Source organism: Mesorhizobium sp. NZP2234 (assembly GCF_013170765.1).
GTDB lineage: Bacteria > Pseudomonadota > Alphaproteobacteria > Rhizobiales > Rhizobiaceae > Mesorhizobium > Mesorhizobium loti_D.
On record NZ_CP033364.1, the window covers coordinates 6,072,522 to 6,090,720 of the forward strand.

General features: G+C 61.3%; 18 protein-coding genes and 1 pseudogene. 4 read left to right on the forward strand and 15 right to left on the reverse strand.

Translation table 11 applies throughout. The features are described 5' to 3' along the window. Positions 1–2 precede the first annotated feature (2 nt). The 9 genes and pseudogenes from EB230_RS29430 to EB230_RS29470 all read right to left on the reverse strand — a co-directional run bounded on the left by EB230_RS29430 (position 3) and on the right by EB230_RS29470 (position 8,673). On the reverse strand, positions 3–1,361 hold the full coding sequence (locus tag EB230_RS29430) for an FAD-binding oxidoreductase (RefSeq protein WP_056566193.1): 1,359 nt from the start codon (positions 1,359–1,361) through the stop codon (positions 3–5). A gap of 4 nt (positions 1,362–1,365) precedes the next feature. Next, positions 1,366–2,166, reverse strand: a complete 801-nt coding sequence (locus EB230_RS29435; RefSeq protein ID WP_056566190.1) for an ABC transporter permease — start codon at positions 2,164–2,166, stop codon at positions 1,366–1,368. 2 nt (positions 2,167–2,168) lie between these two features. Next, a complete protein-coding gene (locus tag EB230_RS29440) occupies positions 2,169–3,473 on the reverse strand; it encodes an ABC transporter permease (protein WP_056566187.1) in 1,305 nt (434 codons plus the stop codon). A 19-nt stretch (positions 3,474–3,492) separates the two neighbouring features. Then, the gene (locus tag EB230_RS29445) at positions 3,493–4,542 is read right to left on the reverse strand and encodes an ABC transporter substrate-binding protein (RefSeq protein WP_056566184.1); all 1,050 of its coding nucleotides are present in this window, start codon (positions 4,540–4,542) and stop codon (positions 3,493–3,495) included. A gap of 29 nt (positions 4,543–4,571) precedes the next feature. After that, positions 4,572–5,681 (reverse strand): ABC transporter ATP-binding protein, encoded by a 1,110-nt coding sequence (locus EB230_RS29450; protein ID WP_244493940.1) that lies wholly within the window; start codon positions 5,679–5,681, stop codon positions 4,572–4,574. A gap of 393 nt (positions 5,682–6,074) precedes the next feature. Further along, positions 6,075–6,857 (reverse strand): annotated as a pseudogene (locus EB230_RS29455) (IS481 family transposase); the annotation flags it as partial. 83 nt (positions 6,858–6,940) lie between these two features. After that, positions 6,941–7,426, reverse strand: coding sequence for a hypothetical protein (locus EB230_RS29460; RefSeq protein ID WP_155772546.1), 486 nt, complete (start codon positions 7,424–7,426; stop codon positions 6,941–6,943). A 67-nt stretch (positions 7,427–7,493) separates the two neighbouring features. Beyond that, complete coding sequence (locus EB230_RS29465) at positions 7,494–7,883, reverse strand: Rid family hydrolase (RefSeq protein WP_056566174.1); 390 nt, start codon at positions 7,881–7,883, stop codon at positions 7,494–7,496. Positions 7,884–7,908: 25 nt separating this feature from the next. Then, positions 7,909–8,673, reverse strand: a complete 765-nt coding sequence (locus EB230_RS29470) for an SDR family oxidoreductase (RefSeq protein WP_056566170.1) — start codon at positions 8,671–8,673, stop codon at positions 7,909–7,911. Between the two features lie 291 nt (positions 8,674–8,964). On the opposite strand from EB230_RS29470, the gene EB230_RS29475 reads away from it, so the two are divergent. The 4 genes from EB230_RS29475 (at position 8,965) to EB230_RS29490 (ending at position 12,042) form a co-directional block, all read left to right on the forward strand. Then, a complete protein-coding gene (locus tag EB230_RS29475) occupies positions 8,965–9,822 on the forward strand; it encodes a transporter substrate-binding domain-containing protein (RefSeq protein WP_244493939.1) in 858 nt (285 codons plus the stop codon). A 78-nt stretch (positions 9,823–9,900) separates the two neighbouring features. Then, entirely contained in the window at positions 9,901–10,677 is a 777-nt protein-coding gene (locus EB230_RS29480) for an amino acid ABC transporter ATP-binding protein (RefSeq protein ID WP_056566167.1), read from the forward strand. Between the two features lie 9 nt (positions 10,678–10,686). Continuing rightward, complete coding sequence (locus EB230_RS29485; RefSeq protein WP_056566164.1) at positions 10,687–11,358, forward strand: amino acid ABC transporter permease; 672 nt, start codon at positions 10,687–10,689, stop codon at positions 11,356–11,358. Positions 11,359–11,370: 12 nt separating this feature from the next. Continuing rightward, a complete protein-coding gene (locus tag EB230_RS29490) occupies positions 11,371–12,042 on the forward strand; it encodes an amino acid ABC transporter permease (protein ID WP_056566160.1) in 672 nt (223 codons plus the stop codon). A 287-nt stretch (positions 12,043–12,329) separates the two neighbouring features. On the opposite strand, the gene EB230_RS29495 is transcribed toward EB230_RS29490, so the two are convergent. The 6 genes from EB230_RS29495 to EB230_RS29520 all read right to left on the reverse strand — a co-directional run bounded on the left by EB230_RS29495 (position 12,330) and on the right by EB230_RS29520 (position 18,187). Continuing rightward, on the reverse strand, positions 12,330–13,217 hold the full coding sequence (locus EB230_RS29495) for a hypothetical protein (protein WP_056566156.1): 888 nt from the start codon (positions 13,215–13,217) through the stop codon (positions 12,330–12,332). 7 nt (positions 13,218–13,224) lie between these two features. Next, positions 13,225–13,971 carry an SDR family NAD(P)-dependent oxidoreductase gene (locus tag EB230_RS29500; protein ID WP_348646674.1) on the reverse strand — a complete coding sequence of 249 codons (747 nt, stop codon included), beginning with the start codon at positions 13,969–13,971 and terminating at the stop codon, positions 13,225–13,227. After that, positions 13,952–15,238: an acetoin dehydrogenase dihydrolipoyllysine-residue acetyltransferase subunit gene (locus tag EB230_RS29505; protein ID WP_172374463.1), complete on the reverse strand. Its 1,287-nt coding sequence runs from the start codon at positions 15,236–15,238 to the stop codon at positions 13,952–13,954. The genes EB230_RS29500 and EB230_RS29505 overlap by 20 nt, the downstream gene beginning before the upstream one ends. A 13-nt stretch (positions 15,239–15,251) precedes the next feature. Next, entirely contained in the window at positions 15,252–16,226 is a 975-nt protein-coding gene (locus tag EB230_RS29510; protein ID WP_056566145.1) for an alpha-ketoacid dehydrogenase subunit beta, read from the reverse strand. Between the two features lies 1 nt (position 16,227). Further along, positions 16,228–17,199: a thiamine pyrophosphate-dependent dehydrogenase E1 component subunit alpha gene (locus EB230_RS29515; protein WP_056566143.1), complete on the reverse strand. Its 972-nt coding sequence runs from the start codon at positions 17,197–17,199 to the stop codon at positions 16,228–16,230. Positions 17,200–17,287: 88 nt separating this feature from the next. Further along, entirely contained in the window at positions 17,288–18,187 is a 900-nt protein-coding gene (locus EB230_RS29520; RefSeq protein ID WP_056566140.1) for an ornithine cyclodeaminase family protein, read from the reverse strand. Positions 18,188–18,199 lie beyond the last annotated feature (12 nt).

Below are 18,199 nucleotides of genomic sequence, written 5' to 3' on the forward strand. Positions count from 1 at the left end.
CTCTAGCCCTTTGCGATTCGATCATCATGCCAGTCGAAATAGCGCATAGCCAAGGGCACGAACCACGGGGAGCCGCCATAGAACGGGGCCGTGGGGAATTTTTCGACATCGAAGACGGACGACGGGTCTCCTCGTTCAAGAATTCTGGCTGCAAGTTTCTCCCCGAAATGTGTTCCGAGCGGAATGCCGGCGAAGTTGTAGCCGAGAGCGAAATGCACGCCGTCCTTCGTTCCGATATGGGGCATGAAATCGAAAGTTCCAGCGCAGTGCCCGGTCCAGGCACGACTGAGCCGGACACCCTTGAGATCAGGCAGAATCCTCACCAGGCGATCGCGTAGCGCTCCGGCGAGAGGCGTCGCCGTCGGGCTCGCCGTACCGGTCATGCCACCAAAGAGAAGGCGGCTCGAATCGGGTGCCGGGCGCAGGAAATCGATATTCATCTTGGTATCGAGATAGGTACGGCGGTGCGGTATGACCCTGTCGATCGTTTCCGGCGGCAACAGCTCGGTTGCAATCAGAAAGCCGCGGAACGGAATGACCCGCCTTGCAAGCCATTTCAGGTCGCGGCTCGTATAGCCATTGGTCGCGATAATGACATGACGGGCGGCAATGCCGCCTCTCGACGTTCGAACGGTCTTCCCACGCGCGTCATGATCGACGCCCACGACATTCGTGAGGGGGTACAGCCTGACGCCGGCTTCGAGCGCCTTGCGGACAAGGCCTGCGTGATAAAGCCCTGGATGAATCGAACCGAGGTCTGGAATGACCGCGCCGCCATGGTAGCCGTCAGAGGCGATCTCCGATCGAACTTCATGCTTCTCGACCACGGAATAGTCAAAGCCGACGGCCTGTCGGGTCTGTTCGAGTTCTGTAACCAACGCTCGAAAATGGGCGTTCGAATTGGCGGCAATGAAGCGGCCGCAGGTTTGGTAGTGGCATTCGATCCGTTCGCGGTCGACGAAGGCCTGGACCCCACGGAGAGCGGCATCAAGCTCGCGATAGACCCGCACCGCGTGGTCGCGCCCGGACTTTGCCGTCAGCCATTCAACGGACCGCTTGAGCGTGCGGCCAACGAAACCGGCATTGCGGCGTGCGGCGCCTTCGCCGATCCTCTGCGCATCGAGAACGGCAACGTCACAACCCTCGCGCGCCAGATGCAGCGCGGCGACCAGACCCGTGATGCCGCTGCCAACGACGACGACGTCCGCCCTACCGTCAAGCAACGCCGGTTCCATGTTCTCGCTGACGGAGGGCAGCGGCGCCGCCGACCACCAATAGGGCTCCTCGAGATAATCGTCGGCGAACAATCCGGCTTCCGCCGCCCCGCTCGTCCCGGTCTCTTGCGACATGATGTGCAGCATCACCTTACCTATTCTTGTTGGCGTTGTAGGCTACGGCCATCAGGCAACTCGTCAGTATGATCATCACCGCGGCCGCAGCGAGGATCGTGGGATCGAGTTGCTCACGCAGTCCCGTGAACATCTGCTTTGGAAGCGTGCGCTGCTGAGGTCCGGCAATGAACAGGACCATCACCACTTCGTCGAATGACGAGGCAAAGGCGAAAACCGCCCCTGCGGCCACGCCTGGCGCGATGATTGGAAGCATCACCGTTCGAAATGCCGTTGCGCGGCCGGCGCCAAGACCTGCCGCAGCCCGCATCAGGTTGAAGTCGAAGCGCGTCAGTGCCGCCGTGACAGTGATGACAACGAAGGGCGAGGCCAGAATGGTGTGGGCAATGACGACGCCAGCGTAGGAATAGTTGAGGCCGAGCGGCGAAAAGAAAATGAACAGGCCGAGACCCAACACGACGACGGGAACGATCATGGGCGAGATGGCAAGCGCCATTACTGCCGTCCGGAAAGGAAACCTTGGATTGACGAGGCCGATTGCCGCGAGTGTGCCCAGCGTCGTGGCAACGACGGTGGTCGAAATCGCAATCACCAGACTGTTGATCATCGCCCCGATCCACAGGGGCGAGGAAAAGAGCTGTTCGAACCAGCGGAGAGACACTGCACGGAATGGGTAGGTGAACCAGGGATCGGCATTGAACGAAATCGGGAGAGCGACTGCCAGCGGCAGGACCAGCAGGAGAAGAGCGATCCCAACAAATCCGTAAAGCGGTATGCGAATGTAGGCGGGAAACTCGGTGTAGACGCGGCGGCCCATGGTCAGATCCGATCCGATGAGTGACGTGCGACATGGCGCGCCAGGGGGAGTGCCACAATTCCCGCTCCAAAAATGAGTATGACGCTAAGTGCCGAAGCGAGCCCCCAATTCAGATCTTCATTGGTAAACCTCGCAATGAAGAAGCTCACCATCTGATCGGACGGTCCACCCACCAATGCTGGCGTCAAATAGAAGCCAAGGCACAGCACGAAGGTGAGAAGTCCGCCGGCGGCGATGCCCGGAACCGCCTGCGGCAGAAAAATCGTCGCATGTGCCAGAAGAGGACCTGCACCGAGGCTGCGGGCGGCCTTTACATGGTTCGCTGGAATCGCGCGCATCACGCTGATCATGGGCAGGACCGTAAACGGCAACTGGATCTGGATCATCGCGATGATCGTCGCCATGCGCGTGTAAAGAAGGGGTAGCGGCTCGGATGTCAGTCCCGTTCCGGCCAGCGCATTGTTGAGAACGCCATTGGTCTGGAGGAAGACTATCCACGACATTGTCCGCACGAGGAGCGAGGTCCAGAACGGAAGGAGGATGAAGAACAGGAGGACCGCAGCGGTTCGCCCGCTCGAATTGGCGATGACGTATGCGACCGGGTATCCGATCACGATTGTGAGGCCCGTGACGACAAGGCTGATCAGGATCGTCCTGAGATAGATCGACCTGAAATCGTAGCTCGATTCCCGAGACAGGCTGCCATCGGCTTCGATCTTAACGGGAAAGCCGGTCGCCCAACGCAAATAGAAAGCGCTGTAGCGACTGTCATGTTGCTTGATGATGCTCCACACGCCACCTTGTCCCCACGCCCCGTCTGCCTTGATCAAGTGGGCTTTCCAGGCCTTCGGATCGGCGCGATCGAAATCCTCGGAAAGCGCCCGCTGAGCGTTGAGGATGGCACTCGCCCCACCGGTCAGTTCGTATCCCAGCCGACGGGCTAGCGGGCGCACGGATCCGACATGTCCCGCGGCCTCCAGTTCCTGCCCGAGCTTCATGAAGATGGCAGTGGCTGGAAGCTCGTCGCCATCCCAGGCCTGAAGTGCCTGCGTCGTCAGTGGCAGTGCCTTGGCGATTTCTCCGTCCGATATCGCCGTATGAACGACAGACCCTATGGGAATCACCAGGAACAGAAGCAGGAAGATCAGGAGCGGCGCCGCCGGAAGGGCAGCCCGAGTTGCCCTCCGGTTGTTGTCGCTCCTGATCGAGGACCGAACGACGACACCAGCCGTCGATGACGCGATGTTTCCCGTCAGGGCATCTTGCTGCGTCATTGCCAAGCCCACGTCGCCGTATGGCAGTGTCATCCAATAACTCCCACCCGGCCTACTGGGAAATCCAACTGGAGAAGCGCGCGTTCAGCGCGTCCCCGTTCTTGGCCCAGAACGCTCCGTCCTGGGCCAGCGCGCCCTCGCTGTTCTGAGGGGCGGACGGCAGGTTCGGCAGCACGTCCTTTGCTATGAGATCGCTGGCTGCCTTTACCGTTGGTCCGTAGGCGATGTAGTTGCTCAGTGTGGCGTTGACATCCGGCTTGACGCTGAAAGCCACGAACTCCTTGGCGGCGGCGAGATTCTTCGAACCGGAGGGGATGACCCACATGTCAAAGCCGCGGATCTGATTGGTCCAGGCGACCCCAAGATCGGCGTTTTCCTTGGCGTTGGCATCGGCAATGCGGCCGTTCCAGGCCAGCGCCATCTTCACTTCGCCGGATTTGAGAAGTTGTGGCGGCTGCGCGCCAGCCTCCCACCAGACGATGTCTTTCTTGATTGTGTCGAGCTTCTTGAAGGCTCGATCAACGCCGGCGGGCGTCGCCAGGGTTGCATAGATGTCGGACGCCGCCACACCATCCGCGAGCAAGGCGAGTTCGAGCGTGTCCACCGGGCTCTTGCGGAAGCCGCGTTTGCCCGGGAAGGTCGTCGTGTCGAAAATGTCGGTCAATTTGGTGGGCGCGTTCGGGAATGCCTGTTTCTGAAACGCCAGGATCGTGGCGTAGACGCTCGTTCCCACCGCGCAGTCGGTGAGGGCGCCTTCCACGAGGCCCGCGGACTTGAAGGCCGCGTCGTCACCAATCTTCTCGAGCAACCCCTGGTCGCAAGCGGTCGCCCCCGTTTGCGGATCGACGTCGATGACGTCCCAGGCGACATTGCCGCTATCGACCATGGCACGCAGCTTGGCCAGTTCGCCGCTCCAGGTATCCTGGGTCAAGGTGATGTTCTTTGCCTTCGCGTAGGGATCGAGGAAAGCCTTTGTCTGTGCCTCCTGCAAAGCCCCACCCCAGGAGACGACCGTCAGGCCGTCTGCCAGGGCTGGAAAACTCGCCGCAGTCAGGACAAGCCCGACAAGGCATGACTGTTTGAACGAACGCACTCCCAACATGTGATGTCCTCTCTGGATTTTCAGTTGTGTTATCTGCCGTCAAGCGCCCAGGCATCGTGGGGCTCCCAGTCGAGACGGACATGGCTGCCCATCTCCATCTGGATTCCGGCCGATGATGAGCTCTTCGCAATCAACCGTTCCCCGCCCGGCAGTTCGACGTGGATCCGGAACTGGTCGCCGCAATAAATGATGTCGCTGACCTGCCCGCTGAGCGTTCCGCCGCGGTCCTGCCCGGTGACGCGGACGCTCTCGGGCCTGATGGCGATCGTTGCCCGTCGATCAACCTTTGCGTGCGCGCTGCTGCGTGCCCAGATTTCTTGACCGCCGGCCAGTCTTGCGCGGGCCAAATCGCCTTCGATCGAGACGATTTTCGCATCGAGGCAGTTATTGTCACCAACGAACTCGGCTACAAAGCGGTTCGCGGGACGGCCATAGATATCCTGCGCTGAGCCGATTTGCTGGATGCGACCGTCGTTGAAGATGGCGATCCTGTCGGACATCGTCAGCGCTTCGTGCTGATCGTGTGTCACATAGACGACTGTCAGGGCAAGCCGGTCGGCGATTCTACGGATTTCGAGTTGCAGGTCCTCCCGCAGCTTCTTGTCCAGGGCGCCGAGCGGTTCATCCATCAGCACAAGGCTGGGCTCGAAGACAAGCGCGCGAGCGAGCGCGACCCTTTGTTGTTGGCCACCCGACAAGGCGGTCGGCTTGCGTTGCGCAAGGTTCGAAAGCTGGACCATCGCCAGCGCTTCGCCGACGCGAGCGGCGATCTGCTCCTTGGATGAGCCGCGCACTCGCAACGAATAACCAACATTTTCAGCGACTGTCATATGCGGGAAGAGGGCATAGTTCTGGAACACCATGCCGATGTTTCGCTTCTCCGGGGGTTTGTCCTGAATCGGCCTTCCATCCAGGGTGATTTCACCGCCAGACGGATATTCGAAGCCGGCGAGCATCATGAGCGTCGTCGTCTTGCCCGAACCCGAAGGACCAAGAAGCGTCAGGAATTCCCCCTTGGCGATGTCGAGGTTGAGATCGCGCACGACGAAGCTATGACCGTCGTAAGTCTTGGATATGCCGGTCAGGCCGACATGCATTGGCGGCTGAACCATGGCTGAAGATGATTGTCCCATTTGCATTGTTCTCGATTATTGAGAATCATTATTGAATATCGAGAATAGAAGCATTCGGGTTGGCCTGCGTCAATCCCCCATGCACAAATTGTGACCCACTGGGGTTTTGTTGCATTCACATCGTGCAGCATTCGCAATGCGCAGGATCAGCTTTCGCGGCGGCGTGATCGCACATCGAGCTTGCGGTAGAACGGCCTGTGCAGCATCCAACCCGCTCGCGTTAGGCGGATCAGATCGCTGACAAAACGCGTCCTAGGATCATGGTGGGATCAAGGAACGGCGATAACCTGTCAGCCCGCGGCCCCAAGCGGCGCCCATCGGCCATCGTTTCTTCTGATCAGAACTTTTGGTGCGGAGTCCGTCGCGGACGATCTCATCGAAGTAGAGCCTTGTGGAGCTCAAGAGGTTGTCCTGGGAAAGATCGAGGCGACTGATGGGTGGTTTTGACTTTAGGCTGCCGTGTGGGCGATGCCAGTTGTATCTGTGCAGCCAGACAGGCGGTTCAGCGGCGCGGTGATCTGAAGTGGGATAGGCGATTGCGTAGGCCCATTCTCGCAATGCCGTCTGGATGAAGCGCTCGGCCTTGCCATTGGTCTTGGGCGTATATGGCCTTGTCCTGACGTGCTTGAGACCGAGATCGCGGCAGGCCTTGGCGAAGGCCTTCGATCTGTAGCAGGGAGCCGTTGTCGGTCATGACGCGCGCTATCGAAACGCCGAGGCAGGCTTAGTAGGCGAGCGCCGCCTTGAGGAAGGCGATAGCGCTCTCCTTTTTCTCGTATCTCGCCTGGATGCTCGCGCTCGTAGCGTCGGATCGGTTCAGCCGGCTCGATGTCGCTCAGCCGCGACAGCCCGGCACGCTTGAGAACCCGGCTGACGGTGGCCGGCGACACGCCGACCTCATAGGCGATGTGCTTGCCGGTCCAACGTTGCCGCCGCAGCGCCACGATGGGCTCGGCGATCGACGCAGCAGTGGCCTGTGGCATATGGATGGGCCGCGAGGAAACGATCGATCATGCCGGCCCGCCCTTCGGCCTTGTAGCGCTCGACCCAGCACGCCACGATCTTGGCCGACACGCCATAGACGCGCGCCGCATGGGCTTGGGAAAGAGCGCCTTATATCACCGACAGTGCCATCTCCTCTCGACGTAGCGGTGCGAGACGGGCATTCTTGTGGATGTTCATTCGGACCTCCGGTGAGTGCTGAAGCGTGGTAACTCCAGTCTCCCCGGTCCGGTCCGAATGGACAACCTCCCGAAAGCTCACACCTAGCTCAGGCCGAAATAGAGGCGTTCAATTCGGTTGAGGACCAGCGATGGTTCGCTGTCGTGGTCGAGCAAGGTCGGTTGCTGGCCTTCCACCTCGACGAAAAGGCGCCATTTGCCATCCGCCCCGTTGAGCTTGCAGGCCGGAAACATCATGTGATGGTGCCAACTCTTGCCCGCCGTCGCGGCCGCACCAATCATATCAAGCAATTCGCTGCCGGCGGCGTCGATAGAGCCCTCGGCCGCCTTCTTGTCCGACAGGGCGTCAGTGCCATGGAGCAGCGCGAGCAGTTCCTTGTTTACGGCCACCGGCCTTTCATCGAAGAAGCAGCAGACCATCCGATCCTGATCTGTCAGTTCAAGAAGGAAGGTGTAGGCTTTCGGGTTCGGACTGAACGCGCAGTTCGGCGCCAGCACATGGAAATGCCATGCCTCCCGCTTTTCGTGGGCAGATTTCGCCGCCGCGGCCATCGCGTCCTTGTCCGCCATCTCGAAGGCGAATTTTCCATTGCAGGAATTGCACATCATCGATCCTTTCCGGCCGATCAGTTCCCGGTCATTCGCAACCGATGACGGCGACGGCGGCGATCTCGACCAGGACTCCCGGCACCGGGAAGCCGACCACGAGCGCGGCATTGGTCGGCGTGATGTCCTTGAAGATGACGCCAAGTTCCGGACCGACCTCCTTGAAGATTTCGGGCGCGCTGACATAGGTCGTGATCTGCACGATATCGCCAAGCGAGCCTCCAGCCGCCTGCAGCGCGGGCTCGAAGTTCTTGATGATCTGCCTGACCTGGCCGACGGCGTTGTCGGGCATGACGCCGGCCGCATAGTCCATCCCGATCGTTCCCGAGATATAGAGTGTGTCACCCGCCTTGACGGCGCGCGAATAGCCGTAGGCCTTTTCGAACTGCGAGCCTGAGGAGATGTTCTGACGCTTCGCCATGGTTTAGGTCTCCGATGATTGAAATTTACATGAGATAGCCGTTGGCCAGCCAACCGCCATCGACCCGAAGGTGATGCCCGGTAACCATGCCGGCCTCGGAACTGATGAGAAAACCGCAGGCAGCCGCTACCTCTTCCGGCTCAGCCAGCCGCCTTAGCGGCGTACGCCGCGACACAGCATCGACGTTGTATATGCCGCGATCGATCAGATCCTGCACCATGGTTGTGCGCGTGCCGGTCGGCACCACGCTATTGACGCGGATATTGAACGGCCCCCATTCCACCGCCAGCGAATCGGTGAGCGCGATCACCGCTCCCTTCGAGGCGCAATATGCGGTGCGTTTGGGCGCTCCTTGAAAGCCGTAGACGGATGATATGTTGACGATGGCGCCGCCGCCGTTGTCGGCCATTTGCCGGGCTACCGCCTGGCAGACGATCCACGTGCCTGTCAGATTGATGTCCACGACACGGCGGAACGTCTCTAAAGAAGCCTCAAGCGCCGGCTCGACCGCAACGACGCCGGCCGAATTGACCACCGCGTCGATACCGCCATAGCGCGCGACCATGTCGCCCACCGCCTCTTGCACCGCCGCTTCGTCGGTTACCGAAAGATGGAGTAGCGCGACCTCGCCTTGCCCGCGCAGCGCGAGGGTGCTTTCCTCAAGCGATGATCCGGGCAGATCGACCAAATAGAGCCTAGCCCCTTCCGCGGCAAGAAAGCGCGCCGTCGCAAGGCCGATCCCGGTGGCCGCGCCGGTAACCAGAATACGTCTGCCTTGATGCCGTTTCATCGAAACCCCTTCACGATCTTTTATATAACAAATTACATTTCTGCCATCATTGCAAGACGCGATATGGACAGACGCCAATATCCCAGAACCGCGACAACAGCGCTTTTTGGATCAAAAAATCGTTTATTTTCAAATTGATATATTGACGCACCCGGCCTGGTTGCGGTTCCGCCAAAACTCTTCGTTTGACATGATTTGAAAATTATGATATAACAAAATAAGAAAACCACAAAAATCGGCGGATGGAAGAGACCATGGCCGGCTAACCGACGAACAAGGGGATTTATGATCATGAAAATAGCAGATCTATGGAAACTTACCGCGGATCGTTTCGGCCGCGGTGCCCGGGCCGGCATGCTTGGCGTGGCCAGTATTGCCGCAGCCATGCTGGCAACCCCGGCCGCTCATGCCGACGGCTTCTGGAAAGCAGTGCAGGATCGTGGCGCATTGCGCTGCGCGGCCGCGATTTCTCCGCCCTACGTGATGAAGGATCTGAAAACAGGGGAGTATGGCGGCGCTTATCTCGACCTGTGCAAGCAGTTCGCAGACGTCCTCAAGGTCAAGGTCGAGTTCGTCGATACCACTTGGGACAATGTCGTCGCGGGTTTGCAGGCCGGCAAATGGGACATGTCCCCCGCACTGAACCGCACCCCTGCCCGCGCGCTCGTCATCAACTACAGCGCGATCGCCGGCTACGATGAGATGAACTTCGCCTACATGCTCGCCAATACCAAGGTAAAGGATCCGGCTCACGATCTTTCCACCTTCGACAAGCCCGGCATCCGCGTCGGCGTCATGTCCGGCTCGGCCCAGGATCACAAGGTCACCGAACGATTCAAGCAAGCCGAAATCGTTCGTCTTCCCGACGCCAACGGCCTCAATCTCGCCCTGCTCTCGGGCCGTGTGGACGTCGCGGGCGCGGACTCCACGACCAACTTGCTGCTACAGACCGCCAATCCCGAAAAGGTCGGCCTTGTCGACGCGTCGCCGGCTCTGATGAAGCAGGGCATCTCCTTTGGCCTGCCATCCACGATCTCGCAGCGCGATCTCGACGTCCTCAACATCTTCCTCGAGGAGAAGGTTGCGCTCGGCGAGGTTGACAGGCTGCTGAAGCACTGGAGCGAAATCTATCTCGCCGGTGCGAAATAAGATCTCTCGCCTTGCAACGGATGCCGCCTTGGTGGCATCCGTTCTTCATCCCAAAGAAAAACAAAGAGGGGTGGCGTCATGGCGTCTGGCTTCCTGAGCGTACACAATTTGCGCAAATCCTATGGCGGGCACGTGCACGTCCTGGATGGCATGAACTTCCAGATGGAGCCAAGCGAGCGCATCGTCGTCATCGGCCCCAGCGGCAGCGGCAAAAGCACCCTCCTGCGCTGTGTCATGGGGCTCGAAAAGATCGACAACGGTCGTATCGAGTTCGAAGGCGCGCGTTACATCGAGGCGCGGGCGAACGGCCGCAAGGACAATCTGATCGACACGGCTGTCCGTGCCAAGATCGGCATGGTTTTCCAGCACTATACGCTCTTTCCGCATCTGACTGTTCTCGGCAACCTGATCCTGGCGCCGATCCGGTCACGCGGCGAAAGCCGCGCGACCGCGACCGAACGCGCCATGCAACTGTTGAAGCGCCTCGGCCTGGAGAACCGCGCCGGCGCCTATCCAGGCATGCTTTCGGGCGGCCAGAAACAGCGCGTGGCCATCGCCCGCGCCCTGCTGCTCGATCCAAAGATCATGCTCTTCGACGAAATAACCTCCGCGCTCGATCCCGAACTTGTCGCCGAAGTTGAAGGGCTGATGCTTGAGCTCGCCGAGCAGAAGATGTCAATGATGATCGTGACGCACGACATGTGGTTTGCCAAGCGCATCGCCACGCGCGTCATCTTCTGCGCCGACGGCCGCATCGTGGAGGACGCCACGCCCGCCCGTATCTTCTCGGATCCGGCCGAGCCCAGAACAGCGGATTTCCTGAAAAAGGTGCTCCACGTCGAGACGATTTGCTGAGGGCACGCCATGAACGGCTATAGCTGGGATTTCTCCGTCATCTCCTCGGGCTGGCCGCAACTGATGAGCGGCCTCGCCATCACGCTGCAGTTGACCGTGATCTGCGCCGTCATCGGGCTCGTCGGCGGGTTCCTGGTCTGCCTGATGGCCATGAGCCGGTTCTTGCCGTTGCGTTGGCTGGCGGTCACGTTCATCGAATTGTTCCGCTGCACTCCGGCGCTCGTCCAGATCATCTGGATCTTCTATTGCCTGCCATTCTTCTTCGGCATCTTCATCGACCCGTTCACGATGGCGATCCTTGCGCTTGGCATGAACATCACGGCGTTCAACGCCGAGGCCTACAGGGCGGCGATCCAAGCCATCCCCTCGTCCCACTACGATGCGGGCACGGCGCTCGGCCTCTCTGCCTTCAAAAGGACTATATACATCGTCCTCCCCCAGGCGCTGCTGATTGCCATTCCGGTTCTGCTCACCAACACGATCGGCCTTCTGCAGCAGACGTCGCTGGTGGCGATCGTGGCGATCGGCGACCTGATGTACCAAGGCAAGAGCCTTGCCACGCAAAGCTACCGGCCAATCGAGATCTATTCGGCCGTCGCCCTCATCTACTTCCTCTTCTCGCTGCCCTTGTCGCAAATCGTCGGCTACTGCGAGAAGCGGCTTCGCGACCGTCTGGCCTGAGGAGCGACTCCCATGGATCTGGCAACATCGCTCTCCTTTCTCTACGATTACCGCTTGGCCCTGTTCACCGGTCTCGGCAATACGCTGTACTTTACAGCCATGGGCCTGGCGATCGGGCTGCCGCTCGGCTTTGCCGTCAGTGTCATACGTCAGTCCGGCCACCCGATCCTGAAGGCGATCGCGACAGCCTACGTGGAGATATTCCGCGGCACTCCGGTCCTGGTCCAGCTTTTCTGGTTCTTCTTTTGCCTGCCGGCGCTTCTGGGCATCGATCTTGGCAACGTCACCTCCACCATCGCGACGCTGGCGCTCTACATGGGAGCGATTTCCAGCGAAAGTTGCCGCGCCGCCCTCAAATCTATCGGCGCCGAGCAGCGCGACGCTTGCATCGCGCTTGGCCTCCCCTCCAGAGTCAGCGTGCCCTATGTGATCCTTCCGCAGACCATCATGCGCGCGGTGCCGACCCTGCTCTCAAACTGCGTGACGCTATTCAAGGAAAGCGCCCTGGTCTCGGCGGTCGGGATGGCGGATCTCATGTACCAAGGCCAGATGATCGCCGACGCCACGGCCCGGCCGATCGAGATCCTGACCGCGACGGCGCTGATCTACTTCTTCATCGCGTTCAGCGTCACGCGCATCGTGACCTACTATGAGCAGAGTTTCCTTGCGCGCCTGAAGCTCTGAGGCCATGGTGCGATTCACCGTTTTCACGGAAACGCCGAACCGTTCCGCGTCCTTTTTCATGCAGTTGCGGACGGAAAGCCGTTCGCTCCTTCCGGGATTGCCTCAGGCCTAAGATGTATTGAGAGGCCGGCTACGGGGCCATCCGTTCCAGCCTCAGTTGAGTCTGCTTCAACCCGCTCCGCGCTCGAGACTGTCGCCGTTGCGACCGGCTTCCCGAGAACAGCAAAGGCCGGAGCGCGAAATACGCTCCGGCCTGGTAGTGCACGAATACAGTGAAGGAACGGTCCCTATCGAACCCCTTGCCTTTGCAGCGAGACCAGCGTGGCCACGTTAAGGGCATTCCAGGGAATGTAGGCATCGAGCCATGCCGCCGCGCGGCCGGTGTAGAGGATCAACTCCTCGACGACATCGTCAACTGTTTCCGGCTGGGCGAGCAGGGATTTGGCCGATTCCAGCCTGGCACCGATCTCGTGGAGACCGCAGAAGCCGTCGATGCGCGCATTGAACGCCTCGATCAGAAAGGCGATGACCTCGCCGCGATTGCCGGCGTCGATGCCGTGACCGCCGCCACGCAGCCGCCAGAGCAGTTCATGCAGCTTGCGCAATTCACCCTCGGCCATTGCGAGCGGGCCATAGGGCAGCATCATGCCTTCGCGCTTCAGAAGCGTGAACATCTCTTCGGGCGCTTCCTGCCAGATGGCCTTGCGCGCCTCGCGCAGCGCAACGAGCCCAGGCGAAGACAGCGGCTTCTCCTTCGCGGCCAGCGGCAACGCGTCGGGGGCGGCCGTCAATTCGGCCAGGATCAGCCCCTGGCCGTGGTTCTCGACCACGTGGCGGCCGAATTCCTTGAGCCAGCCGATGTCGCCCTTGAGGCGGCCGAGCACGCAGACCTGCGCCTTCTCGGCCTGCAACTCGCCATAGATGAGTTCCAGGAACTGCCGTTCCGGCCAATAGAGGAACGTACCCGGCGGCAGGGTGAGAATATCCTGCGCCTTCTCGATGTCGGCGACAATCGGCGCATGCCAGAAGATATGCTGGCCGGCGATCTTGGCGCAGTGGATATCAAGCTTGGCCGGCAGCGACGCGACCAGTTTGCCGATCGTCTTCGGCGCCAGGTCAGGATAGAGCTCGACCTCGTGCGAGGCCCCGTTCAGATTAAAAAACAGCGATGGCATCCAGTCCTCATCCCTTGGAGAAGTGCGCGCCGCCGACAACCTGCCTGGTTGGCATCATCTCGATCGTTCCCAGGCTCACGGAAGGCGGTGTTTCAAGCATATGCAGAAGGGTTTCAGCCACGTCCTCGGGCATGACGCATTCAAATCCGCTGTAGAGGTCCTCGCCGCTTGCAAGTTGCTCATGGATGCCGGTGCGCACGCGGCCGAGCAGGATCTCCCCGACCCGTAGCCGGCTGCCGCGCAGATCATATCTGAGGTTCGCGGCCATGGAGTGCATCGCCGCCTTGGTCGCGCTGTACAGAGCAGGTCCCGTGCCCGGTGCGGTGGCGCAGATCGACCCGAGCAGCACGATCGTTCCCCTGTCGCGTTGCAGCATCGGCGGAACGAGCGCGCGCAGCACGTTCACGGTGCCGAGTATGTTCGTGGAAACCAGTTTGGAGGCCAGTTCGTCCGATGTGTCATAGAGCGCCACCTGCGGCCCGAGTAAACCCGCGCCATGGATCAGGACGCCCACGTCCAGACCTGCAAGCACCGCCTGGCTTGCACTGGCATCGGTGATATCGAGGACAAGCGTGCGGCAGCCCGTTTCCTCGCCCAGCGCGGCAAGTCCGGCACTCTTCGTTCCAAGAGCGATAACCGGGAAACCCGACCGCACCAACCGGCCGACGATCATCCTGCCTATCCCGCCGGTCGCCCCCGTTACGATAGCCGCCGGTTTCATGCCGCTATATTCCTTATGTTGCGCACGAAACATTCTGCAGGATTAGACGCGCCACCGTCGAGGGCTCCTCGACATGAGGCATGTGGCCGACGCCCGGCATGAAATGAACAGCCGCCGCCGCGCCGGCATGCAGCGCATGCCGCATCGGTATGATACGGTCCAGCTCGCCCCAGATGATCTTTTGCGGCTGGGTCAGGCGCTTCAGCACGCCGCGCAATTCCGATGCTTGGGTTCCATCGGGAAAGAACGCGGCGGCAAGCTCGATCTGCCGCTGCCTTGCGACATCGCCCCGCGCCTGCAGCGTGGCGGCGACGAAGCCCGGCGTCACGATCGAGGCGTCGGCGAAAAGCCTAAGCAGCCACGGCTTGAGACTCTCGGGCCGGGTCGCCCTGTTGTATCCGTCGACGAAGGCCCCATCGATCTCGGGGCCGAGGCCTGCCGGCGCCAGCAATGTCAGCGACTGGATCTCCAGCGCGCCGCTTTCCGCCAGTGCGAGGCAGACCGCGCCACCCAACGAATGCCCGACTAGGTGGACGCCTTCTATGCCCAATTCACGCAGGGCCGACGCCAGCACTTCGGCAAGACCATGGATGGAAGGCTTGCCTTCGGGCGGTGGCGACTTCCCATGACCAGGAAGATCAACGAGGATGATCGAAGCGCTGTTGCCGAGCGCGGCCACCAACGGCTGCCACGAAAGGCTGTCGCTCCCGAACCCATGGACGAGCAGGATCGGGATTCCGCCTGGCTTACCGCGCCGGGTGACATGGATGGCGCCGCTCGAAGGCCTTGCTGGCGCGACGGTCGCGGCCGGCCGGCCGATTCCTCGTGCTGTCGTTTCGTAGGCTTCGATATCCCGCAGCTTGATCCTGCCGGACACGCTCGACGCCGTCAGCTCGGAGAGGTCGATGCTCTTCTGCGCGGCCACGCGCCTGGCGAGCGGAGAGGCAAGCACCCGATTGACGGAGGGGCGACGGGAGCCGGTTTTCGCGACCTCCTTCGCAGCCAGGGTCGGCCGCTCCACAAGGGACTCGGCGGGTTCTGCGCCTGGCGACTGTATGGCGCCCGCTTCGGCAATCACGCCGAGAACGCCGCCCAATTCGATCTCCTGGCCGACCTCAGCCTTGATCTGTGCCAGGATGCCGGACGCCGGCGCCTCTATCTCCGTCGCAGCCTTGGCCGTTTCAACGGTGACCACAAGCTCGCCCGCCGTGACCGCGTCTCCCGGCTTCTTGTGCCATTCGACGACGACGACGGACTCCATATACTCCCCGCCGGCGCCCACAACTGTGATGTCGGTCACGATCTGGTCCTCCTCACTTCAGCGTATCGTGGACCGCCTGGGCGATCTTGGCAGCGTTGGGAAGAACAGCCATCTCGAGCGACTCGCTATAGGGGATCGGCATGTCCGGCAACGTCACCCGTGCCACGGGCGCGTCGAGATCGTCGAAAGCGTGATCCATGATCGTCGCCGACAATTCGGCGCCATACCCGCAGAAGCGCCAACCTTCATTGACCACCACCGCGTGATGGGTCTTGGCAATGGACGAGGTGATGGCCCCAAGGTCCAACGGGCGCAGGCTCCTGAGATCGATGACCTCGGCGCTTATCCCCTCGCCGGCCAGTGTCTCGGCCGCCTTCTGGCTTTCCAGGACCATGCGCGACGTGGCGAAGATGGAGACATCATTCCCCTCGCACACCGTTCTCGCCTTGCCGATGTCGACGATGAAATCAGCGTCGTCGGGAACCTCGTCGCGCAGATTATAGAGCAGCTTGTGCTCGAGGAAGATAACCGGCTGGCTGTCGCGAATGGCTGCCTTGAGCAATCCTTTCGCATCGGCCGGCGTCGCCGGCGCGACGACCTTGACCCCGGGAATATGGGCAACGAGTGAATCCAGAGACTTGGAATGCTGGGCGCCCGCGCCGGCGCCTCCGCCCCCCTGCGTGCGCAGGACGAAAGGCATGGACACGTCCTTCCAGAGATATTCATAGATGGACGCCTGGTTGATCAGCGCGTCCAGGACCAGCGGCATGAAATCCGCATACATGATCTCCAGCACCGGGCGCGTGCCGGTCATCGAAGCGGTCACGGCCATGGCGGCCAGGGCCTGCTCGGAGATAGGCGTGTCCCTGACGCGGCTTTCGCCAAACTCGTCCATGAGTCCGCGCGTCACCTTGAAGACGCCCCCATAGCGAGCGATGTCCTCACCGAAAAGGAAGACCGAGGGGTCGCGCAGCATCTCCTCGCGGAGTGCCTGATTGAGCGCCTCGGCATAACGCATCTTGGCCATGTCAGAGAACCTCTGCGTAAGGGGCGGTTTTTTCGTAGACCGCGAAAGCGGGGAATGGTGCAGCCAGCGCGGCATCGATCGCCGCCTCGACCTCAGCGGATGCTTCGCGTTCGATCTCCTGGAGGCGTTCGGCCCCGACGGCATCGACAAGCGACTGAAAGCTGATCGCTATCGGATCCCGCTCAGCCCAGGTGGCAAGCTCTTCCTCGCCCTGATATCCGCCCATGTCGGACGTCGAGAAGCCCTGCATCCGGTAAGTCTTGGCCTCGATCAGCGACGGACCTTCGCCTCGACGCGCTCGCTCGACCGCCGTGGCGACCGCGCGGTAGACCGCGACCACATCATTGCCGTCGATGATCTCGGACGGAATGCCGTAGCCGGCGCCGCGAATGCTGAGATCCTCGACCGGAGACTGCACCGAATGATGCACGGTCAGACCGTATTGATTGTGTTCGAGCACGAAGACGACAGGCAGCCTCCAGAGCCCAGCCATGTTCATGGACTCGTGGCAGATCCCTGTCTGCGCCGCGCCATCGCCGAAGAAGCACATGGCCACATCGGAGCCGCCGCGTATCTGGATCGACAGGGCCATTCCCGTTGCCGCAGGTATGCTGGCGCCGACGATCGCATTGCCGCCGATCATGCCGTTCGCCTTGTCGCCGATCAGCATGTGGCCGGCGCGCCCTCCGCAATAACCGGTTTCGCGGCCAAGGATCTCGGCCGCGATACCGTGCACGTCCAGGCCCTTGCCTACATAGTGGGCATGGCCGCGATGAGTGCTGGTCACGTAGTCCGAAGAGAACAACATCGCGGTCGCTCCAATTCCGACTGCCTCCTGTCCATCGCAGCGATGGATGGGGCCACGCGTCTTGCCAGCCTTGTGAAGATCGCCGAGGCGCTCCTCCAGCCGCCGCACGAGAATCATCCGGCGATGCATCTCGAGCCTTTCGGGAATCGATGGGGAGTTCTTCATGCGGCTTACCTTCGGGCGACAACAGTGACAGTACGATATTTGTTATAACAAATTAATTATCAAAGTCCGCCCGCCCATGCAAGCCTCATCAGCTCCTCTCCAGAGCCCGCAATACAAGATCGGCCGCGTAGGCATCCTCGGTGGCGATGCCAACCGAAATGAAAACCGTGGTGCTCGATGGATCGGCGACGGCCCGGCCCGCGAGGACTTCGCCGAGTTCGGCATGGATGCGCGCGCCCGACATGAGGATGTTTCCGGACTCCTGATTGGCGGCGTCCCTGGACTCGACCACAATGAGGGATTTCATCACCGTATCGTCCAGTTCGCGCCCATCGAGCCCGTTCCAGCCGACCGCGCTCACATGAGCGCCGGGCTTGAGCCACTCGCCTTTGACGATCGGCTCACGCGCCGAGGTGGTCGTGGCGATCACGTCGGCACCGCGCACGGCCGCCTCGCTGCTGTCGCAAAGCCGGGCGCCGGTCTTCTCGGCAAAAGCGCGGGCATGGTCGGCATTGCGGCTCCAGACACGGATTTCCTCGAAGGCACGCACCCGCCGCATGGTCTCGAAATGGCCGTGCGCCTGGGCTCCGCTACCCAGGATCGCCAGGACCTTGGCGTCCGGCGACGCCAACCGGCGCGCCGCCATGGCCGACACCGCGGACGTGCGCATCTGGGTGATATAGGTGCCGTCCAGCACGGCGCGCGGCAAGCCCGTCCACCGATCGAAGACTATGACAACGGCGTTGTGACTGTCGATCCCCCGCTCATGATTGCGAGGATAGTTGCCGACAAGCTTGACCGCCAGGATATCGGTCACGGCCGGCATCAGGCAGAGGTCGCCTCCCGCCTCCTCGTCGATGACCCGCATGCGCACCGGCTGGATCACCTTGCCGGTCGAGAAAGCGACCAGTGCTTGTTCCATGGCGTCGATCAGCGCATCGGTGTCCAGCACGGCGGCGATCTTGTCCCTGTCATAGTATGGCAGCATGGCAGGCAACTC

Coding starts and splice junctions, on each gene's coding strand:
- EB230_RS29510 (WP_056566145.1), bottom strand. CDS start 16,226: ATGGCCAAGATGCGTTATGCCGAGGCGCTCAATCAGGCACTCCGCGAG.
- EB230_RS29450 (WP_244493940.1), bottom strand. CDS start 5,681: ATGCAAATGGGACAATCATCTTCAGCCATGGTTCAGCCGCCAATGCAT.
- EB230_RS29485 (WP_056566164.1), top strand. CDS start 10,687: ATGAACGGCTATAGCTGGGATTTCTCCGTCATCTCCTCGGGCTGGCCG.
- EB230_RS29475 (WP_244493939.1), top strand. CDS start 8,965: ATGAAAATAGCAGATCTATGGAAACTTACCGCGGATCGTTTCGGCCGC.
- EB230_RS29470 (WP_056566170.1), bottom strand. CDS start 8,673: ATGAAACGGCATCAAGGCAGACGTATTCTGGTTACCGGCGCGGCCACC.
- EB230_RS29490 (WP_056566160.1), top strand. CDS start 11,371: ATGGATCTGGCAACATCGCTCTCCTTTCTCTACGATTACCGCTTGGCC.
- EB230_RS29445 (WP_056566184.1), bottom strand. CDS start 4,542: ATGTTGGGAGTGCGTTCGTTCAAACAGTCATGCCTTGTCGGGCTTGTC.
- EB230_RS29520 (WP_056566140.1), bottom strand. CDS start 18,187: ATGCTGCCATACTATGACAGGGACAAGATCGCCGCCGTGCTGGACACC.
- EB230_RS29465 (WP_056566174.1), bottom strand. CDS start 7,883: ATGGCGAAGCGTCAGAACATCTCCTCAGGCTCGCAGTTCGAAAAGGCC.
- EB230_RS29430 (WP_056566193.1), bottom strand. CDS start 1,361: ATGCTGCACATCATGTCGCAAGAGACCGGGACGAGCGGGGCGGCGGAA.
- EB230_RS29500 (WP_348646674.1), bottom strand. CDS start 13,971: ATGTTTCGTGCGCAACATAAGGAATATAGCGGCATGAAACCGGCGGCT.
- EB230_RS29480 (WP_056566167.1), top strand. CDS start 9,901: ATGGCGTCTGGCTTCCTGAGCGTACACAATTTGCGCAAATCCTATGGC.
- EB230_RS29440 (WP_056566187.1), bottom strand. CDS start 3,473: ATGACACTGCCATACGGCGACGTGGGCTTGGCAATGACGCAGCAAGAT.
- EB230_RS29435 (WP_056566190.1), bottom strand. CDS start 2,166: ATGGGCCGCCGCGTCTACACCGAGTTTCCCGCCTACATTCGCATACCG.
- EB230_RS29495 (WP_056566156.1), bottom strand. CDS start 13,217: ATGCCATCGCTGTTTTTTAATCTGAACGGGGCCTCGCACGAGGTCGAG.
- EB230_RS29515 (WP_056566143.1), bottom strand. CDS start 17,199: ATGAAGAACTCCCCATCGATTCCCGAAAGGCTCGAGATGCATCGCCGG.
- EB230_RS29460 (WP_155772546.1), bottom strand. CDS start 7,426: ATGGCGGACAAGGACGCGATGGCCGCGGCGGCGAAATCTGCCCACGAA.